9 protein-coding genes are annotated in these 22,090 nt (G+C 48.6%); 8 read left to right on the forward strand and 1 reads right to left on the reverse strand.

Translation table 11 applies throughout. From position 1 onward, the window contains the following. The first annotated feature begins 76 nt into the window (after nt 1-76). The 8 genes from R5268_RS00055 to R5268_RS00090 all read left to right on the forward strand — a co-directional run bounded on the left by R5268_RS00055 (nt 77) and on the right by R5268_RS00090 (nt 21,578). Complete coding sequence (locus tag R5268_RS00055; RefSeq protein ID WP_317418593.1) at nt 77-6,580, forward strand: Ig-like domain-containing protein; 6,504 nt, start codon at nt 77-79, stop codon at nt 6,578-6,580. A 68-nt stretch (nt 6,581-6,648) separates the two neighbouring features. Continuing rightward, nucleotides 6,649-7,617 (forward strand): heme utilization protein, encoded by a 969-nt coding sequence (locus R5268_RS00060; RefSeq protein WP_317418592.1) that lies wholly within the window; start codon nt 6,649-6,651, stop codon nt 7,615-7,617. Nucleotides 7,618-8,442: 825 nt separating this feature from the next. Continuing rightward, on the forward strand, nt 8,443-18,405 hold the full coding sequence (locus R5268_RS00065; protein ID WP_317418591.1) for an invasin domain 3-containing protein: 9,963 nt from the start codon (nt 8,443-8,445) through the stop codon (nt 18,403-18,405). 941 nt (nt 18,406-19,346) lie between these two features. Beyond that, a complete protein-coding gene (locus R5268_RS00070) occupies nt 19,347-19,655 on the forward strand; it encodes a helix-turn-helix domain-containing protein (RefSeq protein ID WP_052926723.1) in 309 nt (102 codons plus the stop codon). Between the two features lie 352 nt (nt 19,656-20,007). Further along, complete coding sequence (locus tag R5268_RS00075) at nt 20,008-20,310, forward strand: hypothetical protein (protein ID WP_243846908.1); 303 nt, start codon at nt 20,008-20,010, stop codon at nt 20,308-20,310. Nucleotides 20,311-20,377: 67 nt separating this feature from the next. Continuing rightward, nucleotides 20,378-20,563, forward strand: coding sequence for a hypothetical protein (locus R5268_RS00080; RefSeq protein ID WP_107679276.1), 186 nt, complete (start codon nt 20,378-20,380; stop codon nt 20,561-20,563). Nucleotides 20,564-20,732: 169 nt separating this feature from the next. Further along, nucleotides 20,733-21,203, forward strand: a complete 471-nt coding sequence (locus R5268_RS00085) for a polymer-forming cytoskeletal protein (protein WP_107679275.1) — start codon at nt 20,733-20,735, stop codon at nt 21,201-21,203. 36 nt (nt 21,204-21,239) lie between these two features. After that, nucleotides 21,240-21,578 carry a sel1 repeat family protein gene (locus R5268_RS00090; RefSeq protein ID WP_218411023.1) on the forward strand — a complete coding sequence of 113 codons (339 nt, stop codon included), beginning with the start codon at nt 21,240-21,242 and terminating at the stop codon, nt 21,576-21,578. A gap of 49 nt (nt 21,579-21,627) precedes the next feature. Here R5268_RS00090 and R5268_RS00095 read toward each other — a convergent pair whose 3' ends face one another. Further along, complete coding sequence (locus tag R5268_RS00095) at nt 21,628-22,029, reverse strand: hypothetical protein (protein ID WP_107679273.1); 402 nt, start codon at nt 22,027-22,029, stop codon at nt 21,628-21,630. Between the last annotated feature and the right edge of the window lie 61 nt (nt 22,030-22,090).

Here is a 22,090-nt window from a genome sequence, read left to right on the forward strand (position 1 = left end):
GCCTGTTACTTCGTATTACTCAAAAACAAAGAGGGTAACGGCATATCTGTTGCTCTTTTTGCAGTTATTTTTTCCGGTGTCGACGGCAACATTATCTGTTGCCTATGCGGCAGAGCAAAATGACGCATTAGTGATGTCAGAAACGTTTGACGGACTTAATGCACTGATGGATACATCCCCGGAACCGCCTCCGCAACCGCAGGGCGGGAAAACAGCTTCCGGCAGTACGTTCAGCGGTGAGGGATTTACCGTTGAAATGCCGTCCGGCAGTGAATACGGCGTAATGCCGGCCGGTTCAGACAGTGGTTTTATCTCCGGACAGAACGGTATGCCGTTCCCGATGAGTGTCAGCACACTGCCGGACCCGGCAAATCCTGCTCCGCGTGATAACACCGTGCGGACAGATGACGTCTTCAGCGCATTACCGACCCTCGGTCTGCCGGATACCTCTCCGGAAGATGATGCGAAGCAGAATGAATCCCGCTGGGCGGGCAATGCTTCACAGGCGGGGCAGATCCTCTCCAGTGAGGATGCGGTTGACGCATCTATCGGTTACGTACGCGGTATCGGTGAAAACCTGCTGAACCAGCAGGTGAATGACTGGCTGAACCAGGTGGGCCATGCCCGCATTCAGTTCGGCAGTAATAAAACCGGTGATGCGGATGTCCTCGTACCGTTAATTGATAATCCGAACAGCCTGCTGTTTTCACAGGTCGGGCTTCGTGCCAATGAAGAACGCACCACCACCAACCTCGGCCTGGGCTATCGTCAGTATGAAGACGGCTGGATGTGGGGTGTGAACAGCTTTTATGATTACGATATCACCGGCAGCAACTCGCGGGTCGGTGTCGGTGGTGAATTATGGGCTGATTACCTGAAGCTTGCCGCCAACGGCTACTTCAGGGTAACAGACTGGCACCAGTCAAAACTGCATGAAATGCGCGATTACGACGAACGCCCGGCGAACGGGTTTGATATCCGCGCTGAGGGCTATCTGCCTGATTATCCGCAGTTAGGTGCATTTGCAAAATATGAACAGTACTTCGGCGATGGCGTCAGCCTGGCCAGTACCACCTCTTCCGGTGAACTGAAAAGTAACCCGTCGGTCTCCACCATCGGGCTCAGTTATACTCCGTTCCCGCTGATCACGTTTAAAGGTCAGACATCCCGCGGTGATTCCAATGACAGCCAGGTCGGTATGGAGCTTTCCTACCGTTTCGGCGTGCCGTTATCACAGCAGCTGGATACCGACAATGTTGACCTGATGCGCAACCTGGCGGGTAACCGTTACGACTTTGTCGACAGAAACTACAACATTGTGATGCAGTACCGTAAGCAGGAACTGCTGCGGATCGCACTGCCGCCTGCACTGCGCGGCGAAGCAGCACAAACACTGCCGGTGACGGTCAGTGTGCTGAAAGCCAAATACGGCCTGAAATCACTGCGCTGGTCAGCACCTGAACTGCTGGCAAACGGTGGTGAAATCAAACAGACCGGGCTGACCACGGCGGATATTACTCTGCCTGCTTATATGTTTGCTAACCGCAGCGGAGAACCTCAGGGCTACCGTGTAACAGCCGTTGGTGAAGATAACGAGGGTAACCCGTCTAACACCGCAGAAATGTGGGTGAATGTGATCCCGTCTGTGGAAACCATCACTAAGCTGACCGTGACGCCGAACCAGTCACTGGTGGCGAATAACCGTGATCAGTTCACAGCGGTGGCGCTGTTACAGAATGACAAGGGCGAAGTGCTGGCGAATAAAGCCGTCACGTTCAGTGTTTCCGGCCTGAAAAATCCGGAAGGCGTGACCATTTATGATGCAGACGGCAATAACGGCCGGACCCTGACCGTGATCTCCGGGCCGGACGGCACGGCGACCGTGAAAATCATCAGTAAATCTGCCGGTAAAGCGCAGTTGCAGGCGAAGATGCGTAACGGTAACAGCCGTGCAGAATCGATCATCTATATTGCGGATCTCAGTACCGCAAAAATCAAAACCCTTGAGTTAACCAATAACAAAGCGGTGGCTGACGGCCAGGCGAAAAATATCGCCGTGGCAACAGTGACTGACCAGTTTGATAACCAGGTGGAAAACTTCCCGTTAACCGCCAGAGCGGATAACGGTGCAACAGTCGCTGATCCGAACCAGCAGACTGATGATAACGGCCAGGTCACTGTCCGGTTCAGCAGTGAGACTGCCGGGGATTCAAAACTGGTGGTTGAAGGTACGGGCACGTCGAAGAGTGTGACCTCGCAGTTTGTCGCCGATATGAGTACCGCAGAAATTCACAGTGTAACCACTGAAACTGACGGTGCGGTGGCAAACGGACAGGCGAAGAACAGCGTACTGGTGACTGTGACAGATAACCGCAATAACCCGCTGGCGGGTGCACCGGTGACTATCAGCGTACCGGGAACTGCCCGTTATCAGACTCAGCCGGCAAGCGGAATGACAGATAACCAGGGTCGTCTGCGTGTTTATATCACGAACACCAAAGCCGGTTCTGATGACTATACCTTCAGCATCAATAACAGCAGTGTCACCAAACAGTTGTTGTTTAAACCGGATGAATCTACGGCCTCCATCACTGACTCACAACTGAAAATCGTGACTGATGGTCAGAAAGCAGACGGCACATCGGCAAACCGGGTACAGGCAACTGTCACGGATGCTTATGGTAACCGCATTCCGGGCTATACCGTACAGTTCATCACGGATAACAATGCACAGCCGTCGCAGTCTCAGCTGACGACGGACAGCAACGGTGAAACCCTCTTTGACCTGACGAACACCAAAGCCGGGAAAACGAAGGTTATCGTGCAGGTTAACAATAAACAGGCATCCGCAACGGTGACATTTACGGCTGACAGCACCACAGCAAGAATTGCGGATATGACGATTACGGCGGATAACCGTCCGGCGAACGGTGACGCACAGAACGCTGTGGAAGTTACTGTCACGGATATTTCCGGTAACGTTGTACCGTATGTGGCTGTCCTTTTCACCACAGATAACAGTGCACAGCCTGCATCACAGTCACTGATGACGGATGAGAACGGTAAAATCGTATTCAGCCTGACCAATACCGTGGCAACGCAGGTCAATGTGACTGCCAAAGTGAACAACAGTGATATGAGTGCGGTGGTGACGTTTAAGGCCGATACCACCAATCCGGATGCCGGTAAATCTTCGCTGTCGGCTGATCCGATGACCATTGTGGCAGATGGCCATACTGAATCGGCACTGACATTTATCCTGAAAGATAAATTCGGAAACAATATCCCTTCTCAGGATGTGAAGTTTAAATCTGACCTTGCTGACAGCAACCTGAGTACAACAACGGAAAATCCGGACGGAACTTACAGTGCAACACTGACGGGAACCAAAGCCGGTAATGCCAAAATCACGATTGTACTTAACGGAAAAGCGTTCGCTGTTGCGCCGCTTACCGTAAAACTGACCGCTGACAGCACGAATCCGGATGGCAGCAAATCAGAGCTGAGTGCCGCGCCTGCAACGATTGTGGCGAATAATTCACAGCAATCGGCACTCAAACTGATCCTGCGGGATGCGAACAATAACCTGATCTCCGGACAAACGGTGACATTTACCACCGTGCTTAACGGTGTGACTATCTCCGGAACGGCAGAGGATCAGGATGGTATTTATACTTCATCCCTGAAAGGTACTGTCGCCGGTACGGCACCGGTTAAGGTCTCTGTCAACGGCACGGAACTGGCGGTAAATACGGTGAGTGTGGAACTGACAGCCGACAGTTCAAAACCGGACAGCGGTAAGTCACTTCTGGAAGCCGCACCTGCGACCATCGTGGCTGATAATACCAAGGAATCAGTACTCAAACTGACACTGCGTGATGTCAACGGTAACCTGATTCCGGGACAGACGGTTCTGTTCAAAGCGGATCTGGGCGGTACGGTTATCAGTGGTACGTCTGAAGATTCTGCGGGTATCTATACCGCAGCACTGAAAGGCACCAAATCCGGCGATGCGCATATCACCGTTACACTGAACGGTAATGCATTCAGCGTGGCAGGCACCACCGTCACACTGACCGCAGACAGCACGAATCCGGACAACGGTAAGTCTGAACTGACAGCAACACCGGACACGATTGTCGCGGACGGCGCTGACAAATCGGTACTGAAACTGATCCTGCGTGATGCCAACGACAACCTGATCACCGGACAGGATGTGGTATTCATTGCAACTCCGGGGAATGTTTCTGTCAGCGCGGCAGCAGAGAACAGCAGCGGTACTTACACTGCTGACCTGAAAGGCACCACCGCAGGTACGGTGGCGGTGAAGGTCACCGTCAATGGTACGGAACTGCCGGCAACGTCGGTGAATGTGACACTCACCGGTGATAAAAACCATCCTGATATCAGTAAATCAGAACTGACGGCATTACCGGATACGATTGTGGCTGACGGCAAAGATGGTTCTGCGCTGAAACTGATCCTGCGTGACGTTAACGGTAACCTGATCACCGGCCAGACTGTATTGTTCAGTACGGCACTGGGAAATACCGCAATAACGGACAATGCGGAAGCGCAGGGCGGTACTTATACCGCGACACTGAAAGGGACAACGGCCGGTACAGCAACCATCAAAGTCAGTTTAAATGGTACTGAACTGGCGGGTATGACCAAAGATGTGACGCTGATTGGTGATAAGACTAACCCTGATATCACTAAATCTGAACTGACAGCAACACCGGATACGATTGTGGCTGACGGTCAGGAAGGATCAGCACTGAAGCTTATCCTGCGTGACGTCAACGGTAACCTGATCACCGGCCAGACCGTATTGTTCAGCACGGCACTGGGAAATACCGCAATAACGGACAATGCGGAAGCGCTGGGCGGTACCTATACCGCGACGCTGAAAGGAACAACGGCCGGTACGGCAACCATCAAAGTCAGCTTAAACGGGACTGAACTGGCAGGTATTACCACCGATGTGACACTGATTGGTGATAAGACTAAACCGGACAGCACAAAATCTGAGCTGACCGCATTACCTGACCAGATTGTGGCTGATGGCAAGGAAGGCTCTGTACTGAAACTGACCCTGCGTGATGTCAATAACAACCTGCTGCCGGGCCAGACCGTGGAGTTCATTACCGCGCTGGGAAATACGGCAATAACGGACAATGACGAACCTCAGGATGGCGTTTATACCGCGACGCTGAAAGGGACAACGGCCGGTACAGCAACGATCAAAGTGAAGGTAAACGGTACTGAACTGACGGGTATTACCACTGATGTGATACTAATTGGTGATAAAAATAATCCGGATGCGACTAAATCAGTACTGACGGCACTGCCTGATACGATTGTGGCTAATGGTACCGCTGAATCGGAACTGAAACTGGTTCTGCGGGATATCAACGGTAACCTGATCACCGGCCAGGTAGTCAGTTTCGAATCAACGCTGGAAAATACCACGGCCGGCAGTACATCTGAAAATACCGGCGGGACGTATACCGCCAGCCTGACAGGGACGACATCCGGTAAGACAACGATCAGTGTGACGGTCAACGGTGCTGCGCTTGCAGTCACTGCGGCAGAGGTCACGCTGACGGCAGATAAGGATCATCCGGACAGCGGTAAGTCAGAGCTGACGGCGGAACCGGATACGATTGTGGCAAATGACACGGATGAATCAGTACTGAAGCTGACCCTGAAAGATGCCAACGGTAACCTGATCTCCGGACAGACGGTTGTGCTCAAAACAACGCTGGAAAATACGGATATCACAATGACGCCGGGAGATCAGAACGGTGTCTATACCGGAACCCTGAAAGGCACAAAAGCCGGAACGGCGACGGTCACTGTGACGGTTAACGGAACAGAACTGGCGGGGCTGACCAAAGATGTCACACTGACCGGAGATAAGAACAATCCGGACAGCGGTAAATCAGAACTGGTGGTAACACCGGAGACGATTACAGCCAATGATACAGAGACATCAGCACTGAAACTGGTTCTGCGCGATGTTAACAATAACCTGATCACCGGACAGACTGTTGAATTCACTACAGAATTAACCAATACCACTATCACTGCTAAACCGGAATCACCGCAGGGTACATACAATGCTGTGCTGAAAGGAAAAACAGCCGGTAATGCGGAGATCAAAGTGAAAGTGAATGGTGCAGATTTCGGCATTGCATCAAAAACAGTGAAACTGGTTGCGGATAAGAGTACGGCAAAAATGGTTATCACGAATTTAAATCAGGATAAACATGCTGTTGCCGATACGGTATCGGTCAACAATTTAGAGATAAAAATTGTTGATGCAAATGATAACCCGATTAGTGGCGTGAATATCAAAGTCACCGAAAAAACGCAGCCTGCAATGGTGATGATAGACAATGCGGAAGGTGTTACCGGTGCGGACGGGGTATTTAAACCGGGCGTCAGAAGTAAAATTCAGAATGTCAGTTTATCTGTATCAGCAAAAGATACAGACGGAGTCGACATTAATGAAGATTATGCACTGATATTTGACCTGGTGAAATTCACTCTGAAGTCAGCCATCGTAACCAATTAATCCGTTACTGAATTGCCGGTATCAATATTGTACCGGCAATTCAGCTCTGTTTTTATAAGGGTAATGCAATGAAAAATAAAATAATTGCCATGGCATTGGTTGTGTTGTCGGGCAATGCATATGCACATTATCAGGTCGAGAATGTAAAAACGACCACAAGGATATTTTCATTTGAATTGGTACATAAGTATCTGAGTGGTCATGAAACTCATCCTAATACATGTAAAAAAAACTACACAAATAACATACTGGAATCCTGTACGCTGAATTATAAAGTGACATCCGGCGGGAATAATAAAGTGATTAAAACCGGTTTTGTTGATTTGCGGGGAAACGGCAGTTTTGATCAGGAACTGATGAATGCCGCAACACATTATGATGCATTACGGGTGGCAGAGGCTCATGGCGTTGATTTAACTCAGCTTGTTGAGATTCCGCGAAACGATATTACATCACTGACCGGCGGCAACAACCGATATACAGTTGATACGTCATCGGCGGGTCGCGTGTGTAATGCAGATTCTCCGGCAACATGTAAAGATGGTTCAGGTACTGGTTATACCAATAACACATTAAATTTCACGACAATGACAGATTTACAGGTTGCCTGTGAATTCACCAGTAAGGATGTATCCGTGAAAACATCATTATCTGAGGATAACCTGTATTTATATGATGGCGCTGCCAATCAGAAAATACTGTCCTATAACTATGATGTGGATAATGTGTCGGTTGACTGTGTTAACTGGCTTTCAACGGCAATATCAAAAGATGTTACGCTCAAATATGATGTTCTGGAAAAAACAGTGGCTGACGGCGACACTCAGCTGACCTGTAAATTATTCGGTAACAATACCGGAACAACGTCACCGTCATCGTCAACGAATAAGATGACGATTTCAGGATTTTCGACAAAAGATGAGACGTTTAAAATTCCGGAAGCATTTTTGGGCTTTTATGTCTCCTCACCTTCAGGGAGTGCACAAACGTCCGTTTCATTCGATTGTAATTTCCCGTTATCAACAGAGATAAAATAATAGACACTGACTGAATCAGTGCAATAACTCATCTGTACGGACGGACACTAAATGAGTGTCACTGTATTAGTGTTCGTCCGTATCAGATAATCGTGTTTTCCTTTTTATCCCCCTCACTTAGTTATTTATTAACTAAAACTCCTTTAGTTGGTATTTTTTGGTTGTTATATTTTAATAAACCGAAGCCTTAACTCAAATAATAAGTAATGATAATTTTATCAATTATTTAATGATGAAATTTGCCGTGATAATTCTTATATTTAATTTTTTTTGTAAAAAATAGTTAAATAAAAATCTATTGAGTGAGTAATTCACGGTGTTTCAGGTTTGAATTTTGGTTAACAAATTGATTTATTAGTGTTTTTGTTGATTTTTGACCTGTTTCTGAGCTCTGTATATACTGTGTGATAATGTAAAAGTATGTCTTGTTTTTTACTTTCTGTGATGTGCGTGTAACTCAAATAATAAGTATTAAAGTTAATTGCTGATATTAAATCCGGCAAGGTGATTTTATTATTCCCTGCTGCCTTTACAGGCGGCGGGTATATGTATTTGTGCTGAGATAACATCCGGGTTGAATAGCGTAACAAGAAATAAATACTCCCATAATATGTAAACATTCAGTGAGAGTAAAAACAACATATTTTTATAAGGTATCCGGTAATTGGATTTATTAGCGGAAATAATGGAAGACGTATCTTTTGATAATTAATTTATGGCTTTAATCTTACTTTCGGGGATGTATTCATGCCTGTGACTTCGTATTACTCAAAAACAAAAAGAGTAACAGCCTATCTGTTGCTCTTTTTGCAGTTATTTTTTCCGGTGTCGACGGCAACATTATCTGTTGCCTATGCGGCAGAGCAAAATGATGCATTAGTGATGTCAGAAACGTTTGACGGACTTAATGCACTGATGGGTACATCTCCGGGTTCGACGCCGCCTCCGCAGCCACAGAGCGGAAAACCGGCTTCCGGCAGTACGCTGAGCGGTGAGGGATTTACCGTTGAAATGCCGTCCGGCAGTGAATACGGCGTAATGCCGGCCGGTTCAGACAGTGGTTTTATCTCCGGACAGAATGGTATGCCGTTCCCGATGGGTGTAAGCACACTGCCGGACCCGGCAAACCCTGCACCGCGTGATAACACGGTGCGGACTGACGATATCTTCAGTGCGTTGCCGACCCTCGGTCTGCCGGATATCTCTCCGGAAGATGAAGCGGCGCAGAATGAATCCCGCTGGGCGGGCAACGCCTCACAGGCGGGGCAGATCCTCTCCAGTGAGGATGCGGTGGATGCATCCCTCGGTTATGTGCGCGGTATCGGTGAAAACCTGCTGAACCAGCAGGTCAATGACTGGCTGAACCAGGTGGGCCATGCCCGCATTCAGTTCGGCAGTAATAAAACCGGTGATGCGGATGTCCTGGTGCCGTTAATCGATAACCCGAACAGCCTGCTGTTTTCACAGATCGGGCTTCGTGCCAATGAGGAACGTACCACCACCAACCTCGGTCTGGGCTATCGTCAGTATGAAGATGGCTGGATGTGGGGTGTGAACAGCTTTTATGACTACGATATCACCGGCAGTAACTCGCGGGTCGGTGTCGGCGGTGAGTTATGGGCCAACTACCTGAAGTTTGCGGCCAACGGCTACTTCAGAGTAACAGACTGGCACCAGTCAAAACTGCATGAAATGCGCGATTACGACGAACGCCCGGCGAACGGGTTTGATATCCGTGCGGAGGGCTATCTGCCTGATTATCCGCAGTTAGGCGCATTTGCAAAATATGAACAGTACTTCGGCGACGGCGTCAGCCTGGCCAGTACCACCTCTTCCGGTGAACTGAAAAGTAACCCGTCGGTCTCCACCATCGGGCTCAGTTATACTCCGTTCCCGCTGATCACATTTAAAGGTCAGACATCCCGCGGTGATTCCAATGACAGCCAGATTGGTATGGAGCTTTCCTACCGTTTCGGCGTGCCGTTATCACAGCAGCTGGATACCGACAATGTTGACCTGATGCGCAATCTGGCGGGTAACCGTTACGACTTTGTCGACAGAAACTACAATATCGTGATGCAGTACCGTAAGCAGGAACTGCTGCGGATCGCACTGCCGCCGGCACTCAACGGTGAAGCGGCACAGACACTGCCGGTGACGGTCAGTGTGCTGAAAGCCAAATACGGTCTGAAATCACTGCGCTGGTCAGCGCCTGAACTGCTGGCAAACGGCGGTGAAATCAAACAGACCGGGCTGACCACGGCAGATATTACCCTGCCGGAATATATCTTTATGGATCGCAATGGCGGGCCGCAGGGCTACCGTGTAACAGCTGTCGGTGAAGATAACGAGGGCAACCCGTCCAACACCGCAGAAATGTGGGTGAATGTTATCCCGTCTGTGGAAACCATCACTAAGCTGACGGTAACGCCAAATCAGTCACTAATTGCTAATAACAGCGACCAGTTCACTGCTGTTGCCCTGTTACAGAATGACAAGGGCGAAGTGCTGGCGAACAAAGCTGTCACGTTCAGTGTTTCCGGGCTGAAAAACCCGGAAGGCGTGACCATTTATGACGCAGACGGCAACAGCGGCCAGACCCTGACCGTGATCTCCGGGCCGGACGGTACGGCGACCGTGAAAATTATCAGTAAATCCGCAGGTAAAGGATTGCTGAAAGCCAAGATGCGTAACGGTAACAGCCGTACGGAATCGATCGTCTATATTGCGGATATCAGTACCGCAAAAATCAAAACGCTTGAATTAACCAATAACAAAGCAGTGGCTGACGGCCAGGCGAAAAATATCGCCGTGGCAACGGTTACTGACCAGTTCGATAACCAGGTGGAAAACTTCCCGTTAACCGCCAGAGCGGATAACGGCGCAACAGTCACCGATCCGAACCAGCAGACTGACACTAACGGCCAGGTCACTGTCCGGTTCAGCAGTGAGACTGCCGGTGATTCAAAACTGGTGGTAGAGGGGACGGGCACGTCGAAGAGTGTGACCTCGCAGTTTGTCGCGGATATCAGTACCGCGAAGATCCAGAGCGCGGTCGTGACTCAGGATGGTGCGAAAGCCGACGGCAAAGCGAAAAACGAGGTTCTGGTGACTGTCACTGACAGCCGCAATAACCCGTTAGCCGGTGCGCCGGTAACTATCAAAGTACCGGGAACCGCACGCTATCAGACCCAGCCTGTCAGCGGTCTGACAGACAGCCGTGGTCAGCTGCGTATCAGTATCAGCAATACCAAAGCCGGTTCTGATAACTATACCTTCAGCATTAACGGCGATGATGCGGTACGCGCACTGAAATTTGTGGCGGATGAAACCACAGCAACCATTACGGATGCAAGCCTGGTTATCGTCACCAATAATCAGAAAGCGGATGGTGCGGCAGCAAACAGTGTGAAAGCCACTATTGTTGATGCCTACAATAACCCGGTCCCGGGAATTGCCGTGAAGTTTGTCGCCGATCACGGTGCACTTCCGTCTCAGATGCTGATCAATACGGATGCTGACGGTAATGCACTGTTTGAACTGACTAACACCCGTGCGGGTAACACCAGCGTTATTGCACAGGTCAATACTAAATTCGCATCAAAAACCGTGATGTTTACAGCAGACAGCACGACAGCGGAAATTAAGGCATCAAATCTCACGATCACCGCAGATAACAGCGCGGCTGATGGTACATCCGTCAACAGCGTGAAAGCGATTGTCACTGATGCACAGGGTAACGTTGTGCCGTATGTGGCCGTTCTTTTCACTGCTGACAACGGCGCGTCTCCGGCTTCACAGTCTCTGCTGACCAATGAGCAGGGTGAAGTAACGTTCAGCATGACCAGCACCCGTGCGGCACAGGTTGCGGTTAAGGCGAAGATTAATTCCAGTGAGCCATCTGTTACTGTCACCTTTAAGGCAGACAGTGCGAACCCTGATGCTCAGAAATCCTCGCTGACAGCCGATCCGGTGACGATCGTGGCAGATGGTCAGACAACATCAACGCTGCATTTCATCTTAAAAGATCGTCAGGGGAACCTGATCCCGGGTCAGACCGTGGTCTTCGGAACCGCGCTGGCGGGAACCACTGTGAGCGGTACTACCGAAAATCCGGATGGTACTTACACGGCGACACTGAAAGGTGTTAAAGCCGGGGATGCGAAAGTCAGCATCACGCTGAACGGAAAAGCGTTCGCGGTTACACCGGTCACCGTAAAACTGACGGCGGATAACGGTAATCTGAGTGGTGATAAATCAGAGCTGACTGCTGTTCCTGACACGATTGTGGCTGATGGCAAGACGTCTTCAACGCTGACTCTGAGCCTGAAAGACGTGAACGATAATGCCGTGAGCGGCCAGACTGTGGTATTCAGCAGCGCCCTGGCGGATACCGTGTTCAGTACGGTGAGAGATAATGCGGACGGTACTTATACAGCCACTCTGAAAGGCACTAAAGCCGGAACTGCAAAAATCAAAGTCACCGTGAATAATGCCGTGCTGGCTGTGACTGAGGTGAGTGTAAAACTGACCGCAGACACCAGTAAGCTGGATAAGGATAAATCCTCACTGACAGCAGTACCGGACACCATCGTGGCAGACGGTAATACGACATCTGCAATAACGCTGACGCTGCGGGATGTGAATAACAACCCGGTTGCGGGGCAGACTGCACTGTTCACTACCGGCCTGCAAGGCACGACCTTCGGTACGGTAACGGATAATCAGGACGGCACCTATACCGCGACGCTGAAAGGAACCAAATCCGGTAATGCACAAATCAGCGTCACGCTGAACGGCAAGGCTTTTGCTGTCGCACCGGTGACCGTGAAACTGACGCCGGACAGCAGCAATCTGGATAAAGATAAATCCTCGCTGACCGCAGTACCGCTGAGCATCGTGGCAAACGACTCCACAACGTCAGCGCTGACGCTGACACTGAAAGATGCCAACGACAACCCGGTCCCGGGACAGACGGTGCTGTTCAGTACCACGCTCGGCGGAACCACTTTCAGTACGGTAAAAGATAATCAGGACGGTACCTATACCGCTACGCTGAAAGGCAAAACCGCCGGTGATGCGGCACTGAAAGTGACCGTGAATGGTGCTGTTCTGGCCGTTGCACCGGTGACGGTAAAACTGACCGCGGACAGCGGTAATCTGGATAAAGATAAATCTGTCCTGGAAGCAGCACCGCTGAGCATCGTGGCAAATGACACCACCACGTCCGCGCTGAAGCTGACACTGAGGGATGTCAACGGTAACCTGGTTTCCGGACAGACGGTGTTGTTCAGTACCACGCTCGGCGGAACTACCTTCAGTACCGTGAAAGATAATCAGGACGGTACTTATACCGCAACGCTGAAAGGGAAAATTGCCGGTGATGCAGTAATTAAAGTCACCGTGGGCGGTAATCCGCTGGATGTGGCGCCGGTCACTGTTGTCCTGACCCCGGACAGCACGAATCTGGATAAAGACAAATCCTCGCTGACCGCAGTACCGCTGACGATTGTGGCAGATGATGCATCATTATCGGATCTGAAACTGACCCTGAAAGATGCCAACGGTAACCTGGTTCCGGGACAGACGGTGCTGTTCAGTACCACGCTCGGCGGAACCACCTTCAGTACGGTGAAAGATAATCAGGACGGTACCTATACCGCAACCCTGAAAGGTAAAACTGCCGGTAACGCATTACTGAAAGTCACCGTTAACGGCACAGAGCTGGCGGTTACACCGGTCACGGTGAAACTGACCGCAGACAGCGGTAATCTGGATAAAGATAAATCTGTCCTGGAAGCGGCACCACTGAGCATCGTGGCAAACGACTCCACGACGTCAACGCTGAAGCTGACACTGAGAGATGCCAACGGTAACCTGGTGTCCGGACAGACGGTACTGTTCAGTACCACGCTTGGCGGAACCACGTTCGGTACCGTGAAAGATAATCAGGACGGTACCTATACCGCGACGCTGAAAGGGAAAACGGCCGGTGATGCAGCAATTAAAGTCACCGTGGGTGGTAATCCGCTGGATGTCGCGCCGGTGACTGTTGTCCTGACTCCGGACAACACAAATCTGGATAAAGACAAATCCTCGCTGACTGCGGTACCGCTGACGATTGTGGCAGATGATGCATCATTATCGGATCTGAAACTGACCCTGAAAGATGCCAACGGTAACCTGGTTCCGGGACAAACGGTGCTGTTCAGTACCACGCTTGGCGGAACCACCTTCAGCACGGTGAAAGATAATCAGGACGGCACCTATACCGCGACCCTGAAAGGGAAAACGGCCGGCGATGCGTTACTGAAAGTGACTGTAAACGGTACAGTACTGGCCGTTGCGCCGGTCACGGTGAAACTGACCGCGGATAACGGCAATCTGGATAAAGATAAATCTGTCCTGGTTGCGACACCGCTGAGTATCGTGGCAAATAACAGCACGACCTCGTCACTGACACTGACCCTGAAAGACGTCAACGGTAACCTGGTGTCCGGACAGACCGTGCAGTTCACCACCACACTGGCAGATACCACATTCGGTGTGGTGAAGGATAATCAGGACGGGACTTATACCGCGACGCTGAAAGGCTCCAAATCCGGGGATGCTCCGCTGACCGTTATTGTTAACGGCACCGGACTGTCAGTTGCACCGGTAACGGTGGTTCTGACGCCGGACAGCGCAAATCCGGATAAAGATAAGTCAGTGCTGACTGCAGACCCGCTGACCATTGTGGCGGACAATACCAAGACTTCGTCACTGAAACTGACCCTGAAAGATACTTTCGGTAACCTGATTCCGGGACAGACCGTGCTGTTCAGCACCACACTGGCAGATACCACGTTCAGTACCGTGAAAGATAATCAGGACGGTACCTATACCGCGACCCTGAAAGGGACCAAATCTGGTACTGCGGCACTGAAAGTGACCGTGAACGGTGCGGAACTGGCAGTGGCACCGGTGAGTGTGAAACTGACCGGGGATAAAGATCATCTGGATAAGGATAAATCTTCACTGACAGCAGCACCGCTGAGCATCGTGGCAAACAACAGCACGACCTCTTCACTGACGCTGACACTGAGAGATGTCCATGACAACCCGGTGATCGGTCAGACCGTGCTGTTCAGCACCACACTGGCCAACACCACGTTCGGTACCGTTAAGGATAATCAGGACGGGACTTATACCGCGACGCTGAAAGGGAAAACCGCCGGTGATGCATTACTGAAAGTCACCGTTAACGGCACAGAACTGGCAGTCGCTCCGGTCACGGTGAAACTGACGGCAGACAGCGGTAATCTGGATAAAGATAAATCTCTCCTGGAAGCAGCACCGCTGACGATTGTGGCAAACGACAGCACGACATCAGCGCTGAAACTGACGCTGAAAGATGCCAACGGTAACCTGGTTGCCGGACAGACCGTGCTGTTCAGTACCACGCTGGCCAACACCACGTTTGGTACGGTGACGGATCATGGCGATGGAACCTATACCGCGACGCTGAAAGGGAAAACCGCCGGTGATGCAGTAATTAAAGTCACTGTGGGTGGTAATGCGCTGAATGTGGCGCCGGTTACGGTGAAACTGACGGCTGACAGTACGAACCTGGATAAGGACAAATCCGTACTGACAGCGGCTCCGCTGAGTATTGTGGCAGATAATGCGACGGAATCCGCACTGAAACTGACGCTGAAAGATGTCAACGGTAACCTGGTGTCCGGACAGACGGTACTGTTCAGTACCACGCTCGGCGGAACCACGTTCGGAACAGTGAAGGATAATCAGGACGGTACCTATACCGCGACGCTGAAAGGGAAAACGGCCGGGGCTGCGGAGATCAAAGTCACCGTTGGCGGTAATGCGCTGGCCGTTGCACCGGTAACGGTCACCCTGACCCCGGACAGCAGTAAGCTGGATAAGGATAAATCCTCGCTGATCGCTGTACCGCTGAGCATCGTGGCAAACAATACGACGGAGTCCGCGCTGACACTGACCCTGAAAGACGTCAACGGCAACCTGGTTCCGGGACAAACGGTATTGTTCAGCACCAGCCTGGCCAACACAACGTTCAGTACGGTGAAAGACAATCAGGATGGTACCTATACCGCGACACTGAAAGGGAAAACGGCCGGTAATGCGTTACTGAAAGTGACGGTAAACAGTGCTGAACTGGCTGTGACGCCGGTGACAGTGAAACTGATCGGCGACCAGGATAACCTGGATAAAGATAAGTCGGCACTGACGGCAGATCCGCTGACTATCGTGGCAAACGACAGCACGACGTCTGTGGTGAAACTGACGCTGAAAGATATCCACAATAACCCGGTGACCGGACAGACTGTATTGTTCAGCACTGAACTGGCCAATACCACGTTCGGAACAGTGAAGGATAATCAGGACGGTACCTATACTGCGACCCTGAAAGGGAAAACCGCCGGGGCTGCAGTGATTAAAGTTACTGTGGGCGGTAATGCACTGGAGGTGGCACCGGTCACGGTGAAACTGACAGCGGACAGCAGTAAGCTGGATAAGGATAAATCTGTCCTGACTGCAACACCGCTGACTATCGTGGCGGATAATGCGACAGAATCCACGCTGACACTGACGCTGAAAGACGTCAACGATAACCCGGTTTCCGGACAGACTGTGCTGTTCAGTACCGCCCTGGCCAACACCACCTTCGGAACAGTGAAGGACAATCAGGATGGTACCTATACCGCGACCCTGAAAGGGAAAACCGCCGGTGATGCGTTACTGAAAGTCACCGTTAACGGCACTGTGCTGGCCGTTGCACCGGTCACGGTGAAACTGACGGCGGACAGCAGTAAGCTGGATAAGGATAAATCTGTCCTGACGGCCGACCCGCTGACTATCGTGGCAAACGACAGCACGACGTCAGCGCTGAAGCTGACGCTGAAAGACGTTAACGACAACCCGGTTTCCGGACAGACTGTGCTGTTCAGTACCACCCTGGCCAACACCACGTTCGGAACGGTGAAGGATAATCAGGACGGTACCTATACCGCGACCCTGAAAGGAAAAACCGCCGGTGATGCGTTACTGAAAGTCACCGTTAACGGTACGGAACTGGCCGTTGCACCGGTCACGGTGAAACTGACGGCAGACAGCAGTAAGCTGGATAAGGACAAATCTGTCCTGACAGCCGATCCGCTGACTATCGTGGCAAACGACACCACAACGTCAGCACTGAAGCTGACACTGAAAGACGTTAACGGCAACCTGGTTTCCGGACAGACCGTGCTGTTCAGTACCACCCTGACCAATACCACCTTCGGAGCAGTGAAGGATAATCAGGACGGTACCTATACCGCCACACTGAAAGGGAAAACCGCCGGTGATGCATTACTGAAAGTCACCGTTAACGGTACGGAGCTGGCAGTCTCACCGGTCACGGTGAAACTGACGGCGGACAGCAGTAATCTGGATAAGGATAAATCTGTCCTGACAGCCGATCCGCTGACTATCGTGGCAAACGACACCGCGACCTCGGCGCTGAAGCTGACACTGAAAGACGTTAACGGCAACCTGGTTTCCGGACAGACCGTACTGTTCAGTACCACCCTGGCCAACACCACGTTTGGTACGGTGACGGATCATGGCGATGGTACCTATACGGCGACACTGAAAGGGAAAACCGCCGGCGATGCTCCGCTGACAGTGACGGTTAACGGAACAGCACTGCCGGTTGCGGGTGTAACAGTCAGCCTGACAGGTGATGCCGCAACAGCGACTATCACGAAGGTGAAGCTTAACGGTGCGCTGACACGGAAGATTGCAAACGGTACAGATTCCTTTGAATTTATTGCCGAAGTCCGTGATGCGAACGGCAACCCGGTGAGTGGTGTGACCGTTAACTGGACCAGTACAGCCGGTGCTTCAGCTAAATTATCTGAGACTTCACAGCAGACCGATGCAGCGGGTAACGCGACTGTCAAACTGACCAGTACCAAGACACCGGTCTATGACATTGTGATCAGTGCTGCACAGGGAAGCCAGACGGTTAAAGCGGATAAGGAAGTTTCCTTTGAAGAGCTGTTCTCAACGTCAGTGCTGGTGATTGATGCGATTGCAGCCGGAGATAAGCCGGTTAACGGAGCACACGTTAAGATCTTCTCGGAAGATGGAACAGAATTGCTGTTCGAGACGACAACGGATGCAACCGGTAAGTTTAAGGTTGACCTGGTTGGCGGAAAGTATGCCGTTAAGATCACGGCGAATAATTACGACGACTACGATGACTTTATGGTCGTGAAGAGCGGTGCGGATACCAACTTTAAGTTTGCGTTATCTCCGGCGCTGGGAACAGAGTTCGGCCGTATTATTCTGCAGTGGAGTGAAGCACCTAACGATCTGGATGCGCATTTACTGGTTCCGCCTGTCGGGGGAGGAGCAAGAATCCATGTTTACTACCCTTCCGCCTCTAAAAATCCGGCGGGTGCGGACGCATCACTGGATAAAGATCAGCAAAGTCCGCCTGGAGTCGAAACGATTACGATCAGGAAAGGGCATAAGGGGACTTATACCTACTTTGTTAAACGCTATTCCACAGGTGCTGATGCTAAACTATCAACAGCGAAAGTATTACTTTTCCTGAATAAGGATTTAACACTGAAATCAGGTACATCCAGGATGATGAGTTTTGATGCACCGGATGTGGTTGTACCTGCGAAAGCACAATGGATTGTATTTGATATTATTGTTGATGAGAATAATGAGGTTCAGGTAGTACCAAAAGGAACGGTAACATCAGTTGAGCCAACTTAATAAGAAAGGTTACTATTAATCAGTAACAATAATAAAAGCCACAGACAGAAATGTCTGTGGCTTCTTTATTTTGTGATAACGATATGATTCTGGTTAATTATCTTGGTGGTTATTGATTTATATGAATAATATTCTGGTTTTGTCATCTGATTTAGTATTATTTTAAGGAATAAAATTTTAATAATATGTTGTAAGTTCGTATTCCGTTTTGTGGCAAAGGTAATAAAAAATGCTTATTTTGTAACAGAGTGCTTCAAACGTAATCGCGAGAGGAGTGGGCGGGATATTTAGGATAAATCGTATTTATTGTGTAAAAACAGGCACTTCAATTTAACTTACTGATGTAATTAGTAAATTTGACTTATTATGCTATTTTTTAGATATGGATAAATTTTTATTGATAGGTTTAAGCTATTGTTAGATTTGAATGGAGAGGTGAATAAAAATTTGCACACACCGCCATAAGTCATTTACTCTTTACATGAAAATAAAATAAATTATATAAAGAAGGTTATTAACGATAACGGGTAAATGGCGACAAAATGATCTGCGGGAGCGTCTTGTAATACCAATTCCCTCTGTGATAAAAAAGAAATACAGCTGACATATCAGTGACGATAATGTTTATTTATGCACGGGATAGCAGAGAGCATTAATCTCTGCTGTTGTGATATTGTTATCAATAAAATAGTTAGCTACTTAATAAAATCAATACTGAAAATAGCATTTTTACTCTCATCCGGAGTGTAAATGTATTACTATTCTGATCTCTTAATCTGAGGGGGGGAGGTATCCGAAAACAGAAAAGGAAACGCAGTATATTGATTTATCTTTTCAGAGATTATCATTATTTCACATGGCATATAAAACAGAATACTGATTCGTATTGTTTTATTTATAAAAATAGCAGTCAGAGTGTAATGTAGTCGTCAGGAGGATTTGTGATTAAAAATATTCATCCTATTTCCAGTGTAATAGGGCAAGCTCTTAAAAATAAACGCCGGCAGCTCGGGTTATCAGGGATTGAACTTTCAAGAATTTTAAGTATCAGTCAGCAACAGATTTCCCGTTACGAAAGAGGTGTGAATTGTTTTAACCTGGATATGCTTATGCGCTATTTTGCTGCACTTCAAATGACACCAAACGATGTTAATAATTTATTCTCTGTATTAGGCAGCTATTATCACCACAAGGTCGGTGAACACGAAGGACGGATAGAACAATCTTACTATAATGATTACGGAAAATGATTTAAACAATAACAAAGTATATTTATACAGAAATAATGAATAAAAACATTATGATGGGGATATCGTAAGTACTTATTGATAAGTTATTTTATCATCATTAACTCTGAACATCCGGGACCGGGACATATTTATGTTTGAGTCATATAACACGTTTAATATGAAAAAAATAAGATTGTATCTGCTGTTTTCTTTACCATTTATTTTTCCTGTTTCAGTCGCAGTATCATCTGCATCGAAGCCGGTTATCAAACAATCTGAGCCGGTGATATCGGAAACAATAGAGGGTATCGGTGCAGTTGTCGCCGTGTCTCCGGATGATCTGAGGAATCGTTTTTTATCCGGCAGACGGGGTATGCCGTTTCCGATGGATCTGACCATACTGCCGGAACCTGCCGGAAAATTACCGCCCGGCAGCCGGGCTCCGCACAGTGATGTGTTCAGTTCATTACCGGCAGTTCCGGTGCAGCGCGATGAATCCGGCGATCAGTTTTATTCTGATGAAGTAGCCGGTGCCTGGCAGGCTTTTTTTGATAACACAGAAAATGATGCACAGGCCGGATTTAACGGTGATCTGGAAAAAGACCTGAAAAATAATCAAAAAAATAACCTGTTAAATACCAGCAGTTACATGGTCATCTATGATGAAAAACCATAGGTTCGCTTTATGCAGTTCTGTTTATATTTATGTATCGTCACTTTAAGTCTGTACATCAGGAGGAATTATGATTTTTGATGATATGAAAACCGATTTGGCAAATATTATGAAAAAATTTGTTAAACGGGATTGTGATATTAAGTATCATTATGATGGCGATAATGTTGTTTTTTATATTGATGAAGATAATGGTGTGCATATCCAGATCAATATAAATTGTATCAGTGATGTGCCTGTATATCAGCAGGCATAATGATGCTGAATAAATGAAAATACATTTTTATTTATATAGCCTCTGGCTTCTCTGGGGGAGTGTGCTGATAGTTATTCTCTCTTCCGGGAGAGAATTGTATTTTCATATGGGCATATATTTTTTTCTGCTCTTTGTATTATTTTCAATCACAACAGGAAGGCGTTTTTTTATGGCACTATTCAGTAAAGATGATAAAAAAGACAAAGCAGAACCCGTAAAAACGGAACAGGTAAAAGCTGAGCCGGTAAAAAACGAACCTGCCGGTAAGAGTATTACGATCGTAGGAAGCGGTTGTGAAATTACAGGAGATATTATGCCGGGTGGTAATATCGAAATATACGGAAAAGTAAAAGGAAATATCAACGCCGGTACTTTTAAGGTTTCTGTTATGGAAAAAGGTGTTATTGAAGGCGACGTGACTGCGGAGTATGTTTCAGTTAATGGTCTTATGATGGGCACCTGCTGCGCTAAAAATACGGAAATTTTACAAAAGGGCGAACTTAATGGTGTTTGCCGTGCTGAGACATTTTCTATTATTACCGGCGGGCGTTTTGTTGGTCAGTCCGAACCTTATAAGAGTAATAAAGTGACTCCTGACATCGTTGTTGCCGGTAAAGAAAAGACAATAAATCAAAAGTAATCTTTACCCCGGCACACAGTTAACGGATAAAGGAAAATGAAAATATATTCACGGGTTCTGATTGCCATGCTTTTTATCCCGCTGCTTTGTTCTGCGGGGGAGCGACCGCAATATATGGAAATGCTGAGTATAAAAGCGGGGCAGGGAGAGACAAATGCTCAGTTTTTAATGGGAACACTGTATCTTACCGGGCGTTATGGTGTGGAAAAAGATGTTGAAAAAGGAAAATACTATTTGCTTATTGCGGCCGGAAAAGGCGATTCAGATGCAAAACGTTTTCTGGCACTCCAGTATTATAATGAAAAAAATTACTTTTCATTTCTCCGTCTGTTTTCTGAGTATTGCGGGGGAGTTATCGGGAAGCATCCGGAGTAATAGTAAACGGATATTAAAAAGGCTTGTGTTGACTGCAAGCCTTTTTTGTTTATGATCCGGCATTCAGGCTGGATTTTTTCTTGATTGAACGGAATGCGCTCAGCTTTATATCACTGCATACCTTACCAAGCTTTATCGTCAGGCTGTTTCTCATATAAATTTTAATATCATTATCCATGATACTTTCATTTTCCCGCAGGAAATTAAATTCGTTCATTACTTCACTGTATTTACCGGATAATACACGGTAGTCACCGGCATTGGTTTTACGCAGCAGATACATATCATCAATACAGCTATTGCTGGTGGAGTTCTGTGCCGGAGCCGGAAGCAGTTTTGCCGGCTCTGCCGCAGGTTGTGCGGGCTGAGACGGTACCTGCCGTGACGCGGTGGTACAGCCGGATAGTGTGGTCAGTAATCCCGAAATCAGAATTAATGTTTTAAAACGCATAATAACTCCTCTGGCGGGTATGTCTTTTATCTTATTTTAAAAACAGAGAGGGCTATACATT

Source organism: Morganella sp. BCCO 40_0007, assembly GCF_032989665.1.
Taxonomy (GTDB): domain Bacteria; phylum Pseudomonadota; class Gammaproteobacteria; order Enterobacterales; family Enterobacteriaceae; genus Morganella; species Morganella sibonii.

Excerpts from the sequence above, each read along its gene's own strand:
- R5268_RS00090 (WP_218411023.1), top strand. The coding sequence starts at position 21,240 with ATGAAAATATATTCACGGGTTCTGATTGCCATGCTTTTTATCCCGCTG.
- R5268_RS00075 (WP_243846908.1), top strand. The coding sequence starts at position 20,008 with ATGCCGTTTCCGATGGATCTGACCATACTGCCGGAACCTGCCGGAAAA.
- R5268_RS00080 (WP_107679276.1), top strand. The coding sequence starts at position 20,378 with ATGATTTTTGATGATATGAAAACCGATTTGGCAAATATTATGAAAAAA.
- R5268_RS00085 (WP_107679275.1), top strand. The coding sequence starts at position 20,733 with ATGGCACTATTCAGTAAAGATGATAAAAAAGACAAAGCAGAACCCGTA.
- R5268_RS00095 (WP_107679273.1), bottom strand. The coding sequence starts at position 22,029 with ATGCGTTTTAAAACATTAATTCTGATTTCGGGATTACTGACCACACTA.
- R5268_RS00060 (WP_317418592.1), top strand. The coding sequence starts at position 6,649 with ATGAAAAATAAAATAATTGCCATGGCATTGGTTGTGTTGTCGGGCAAT.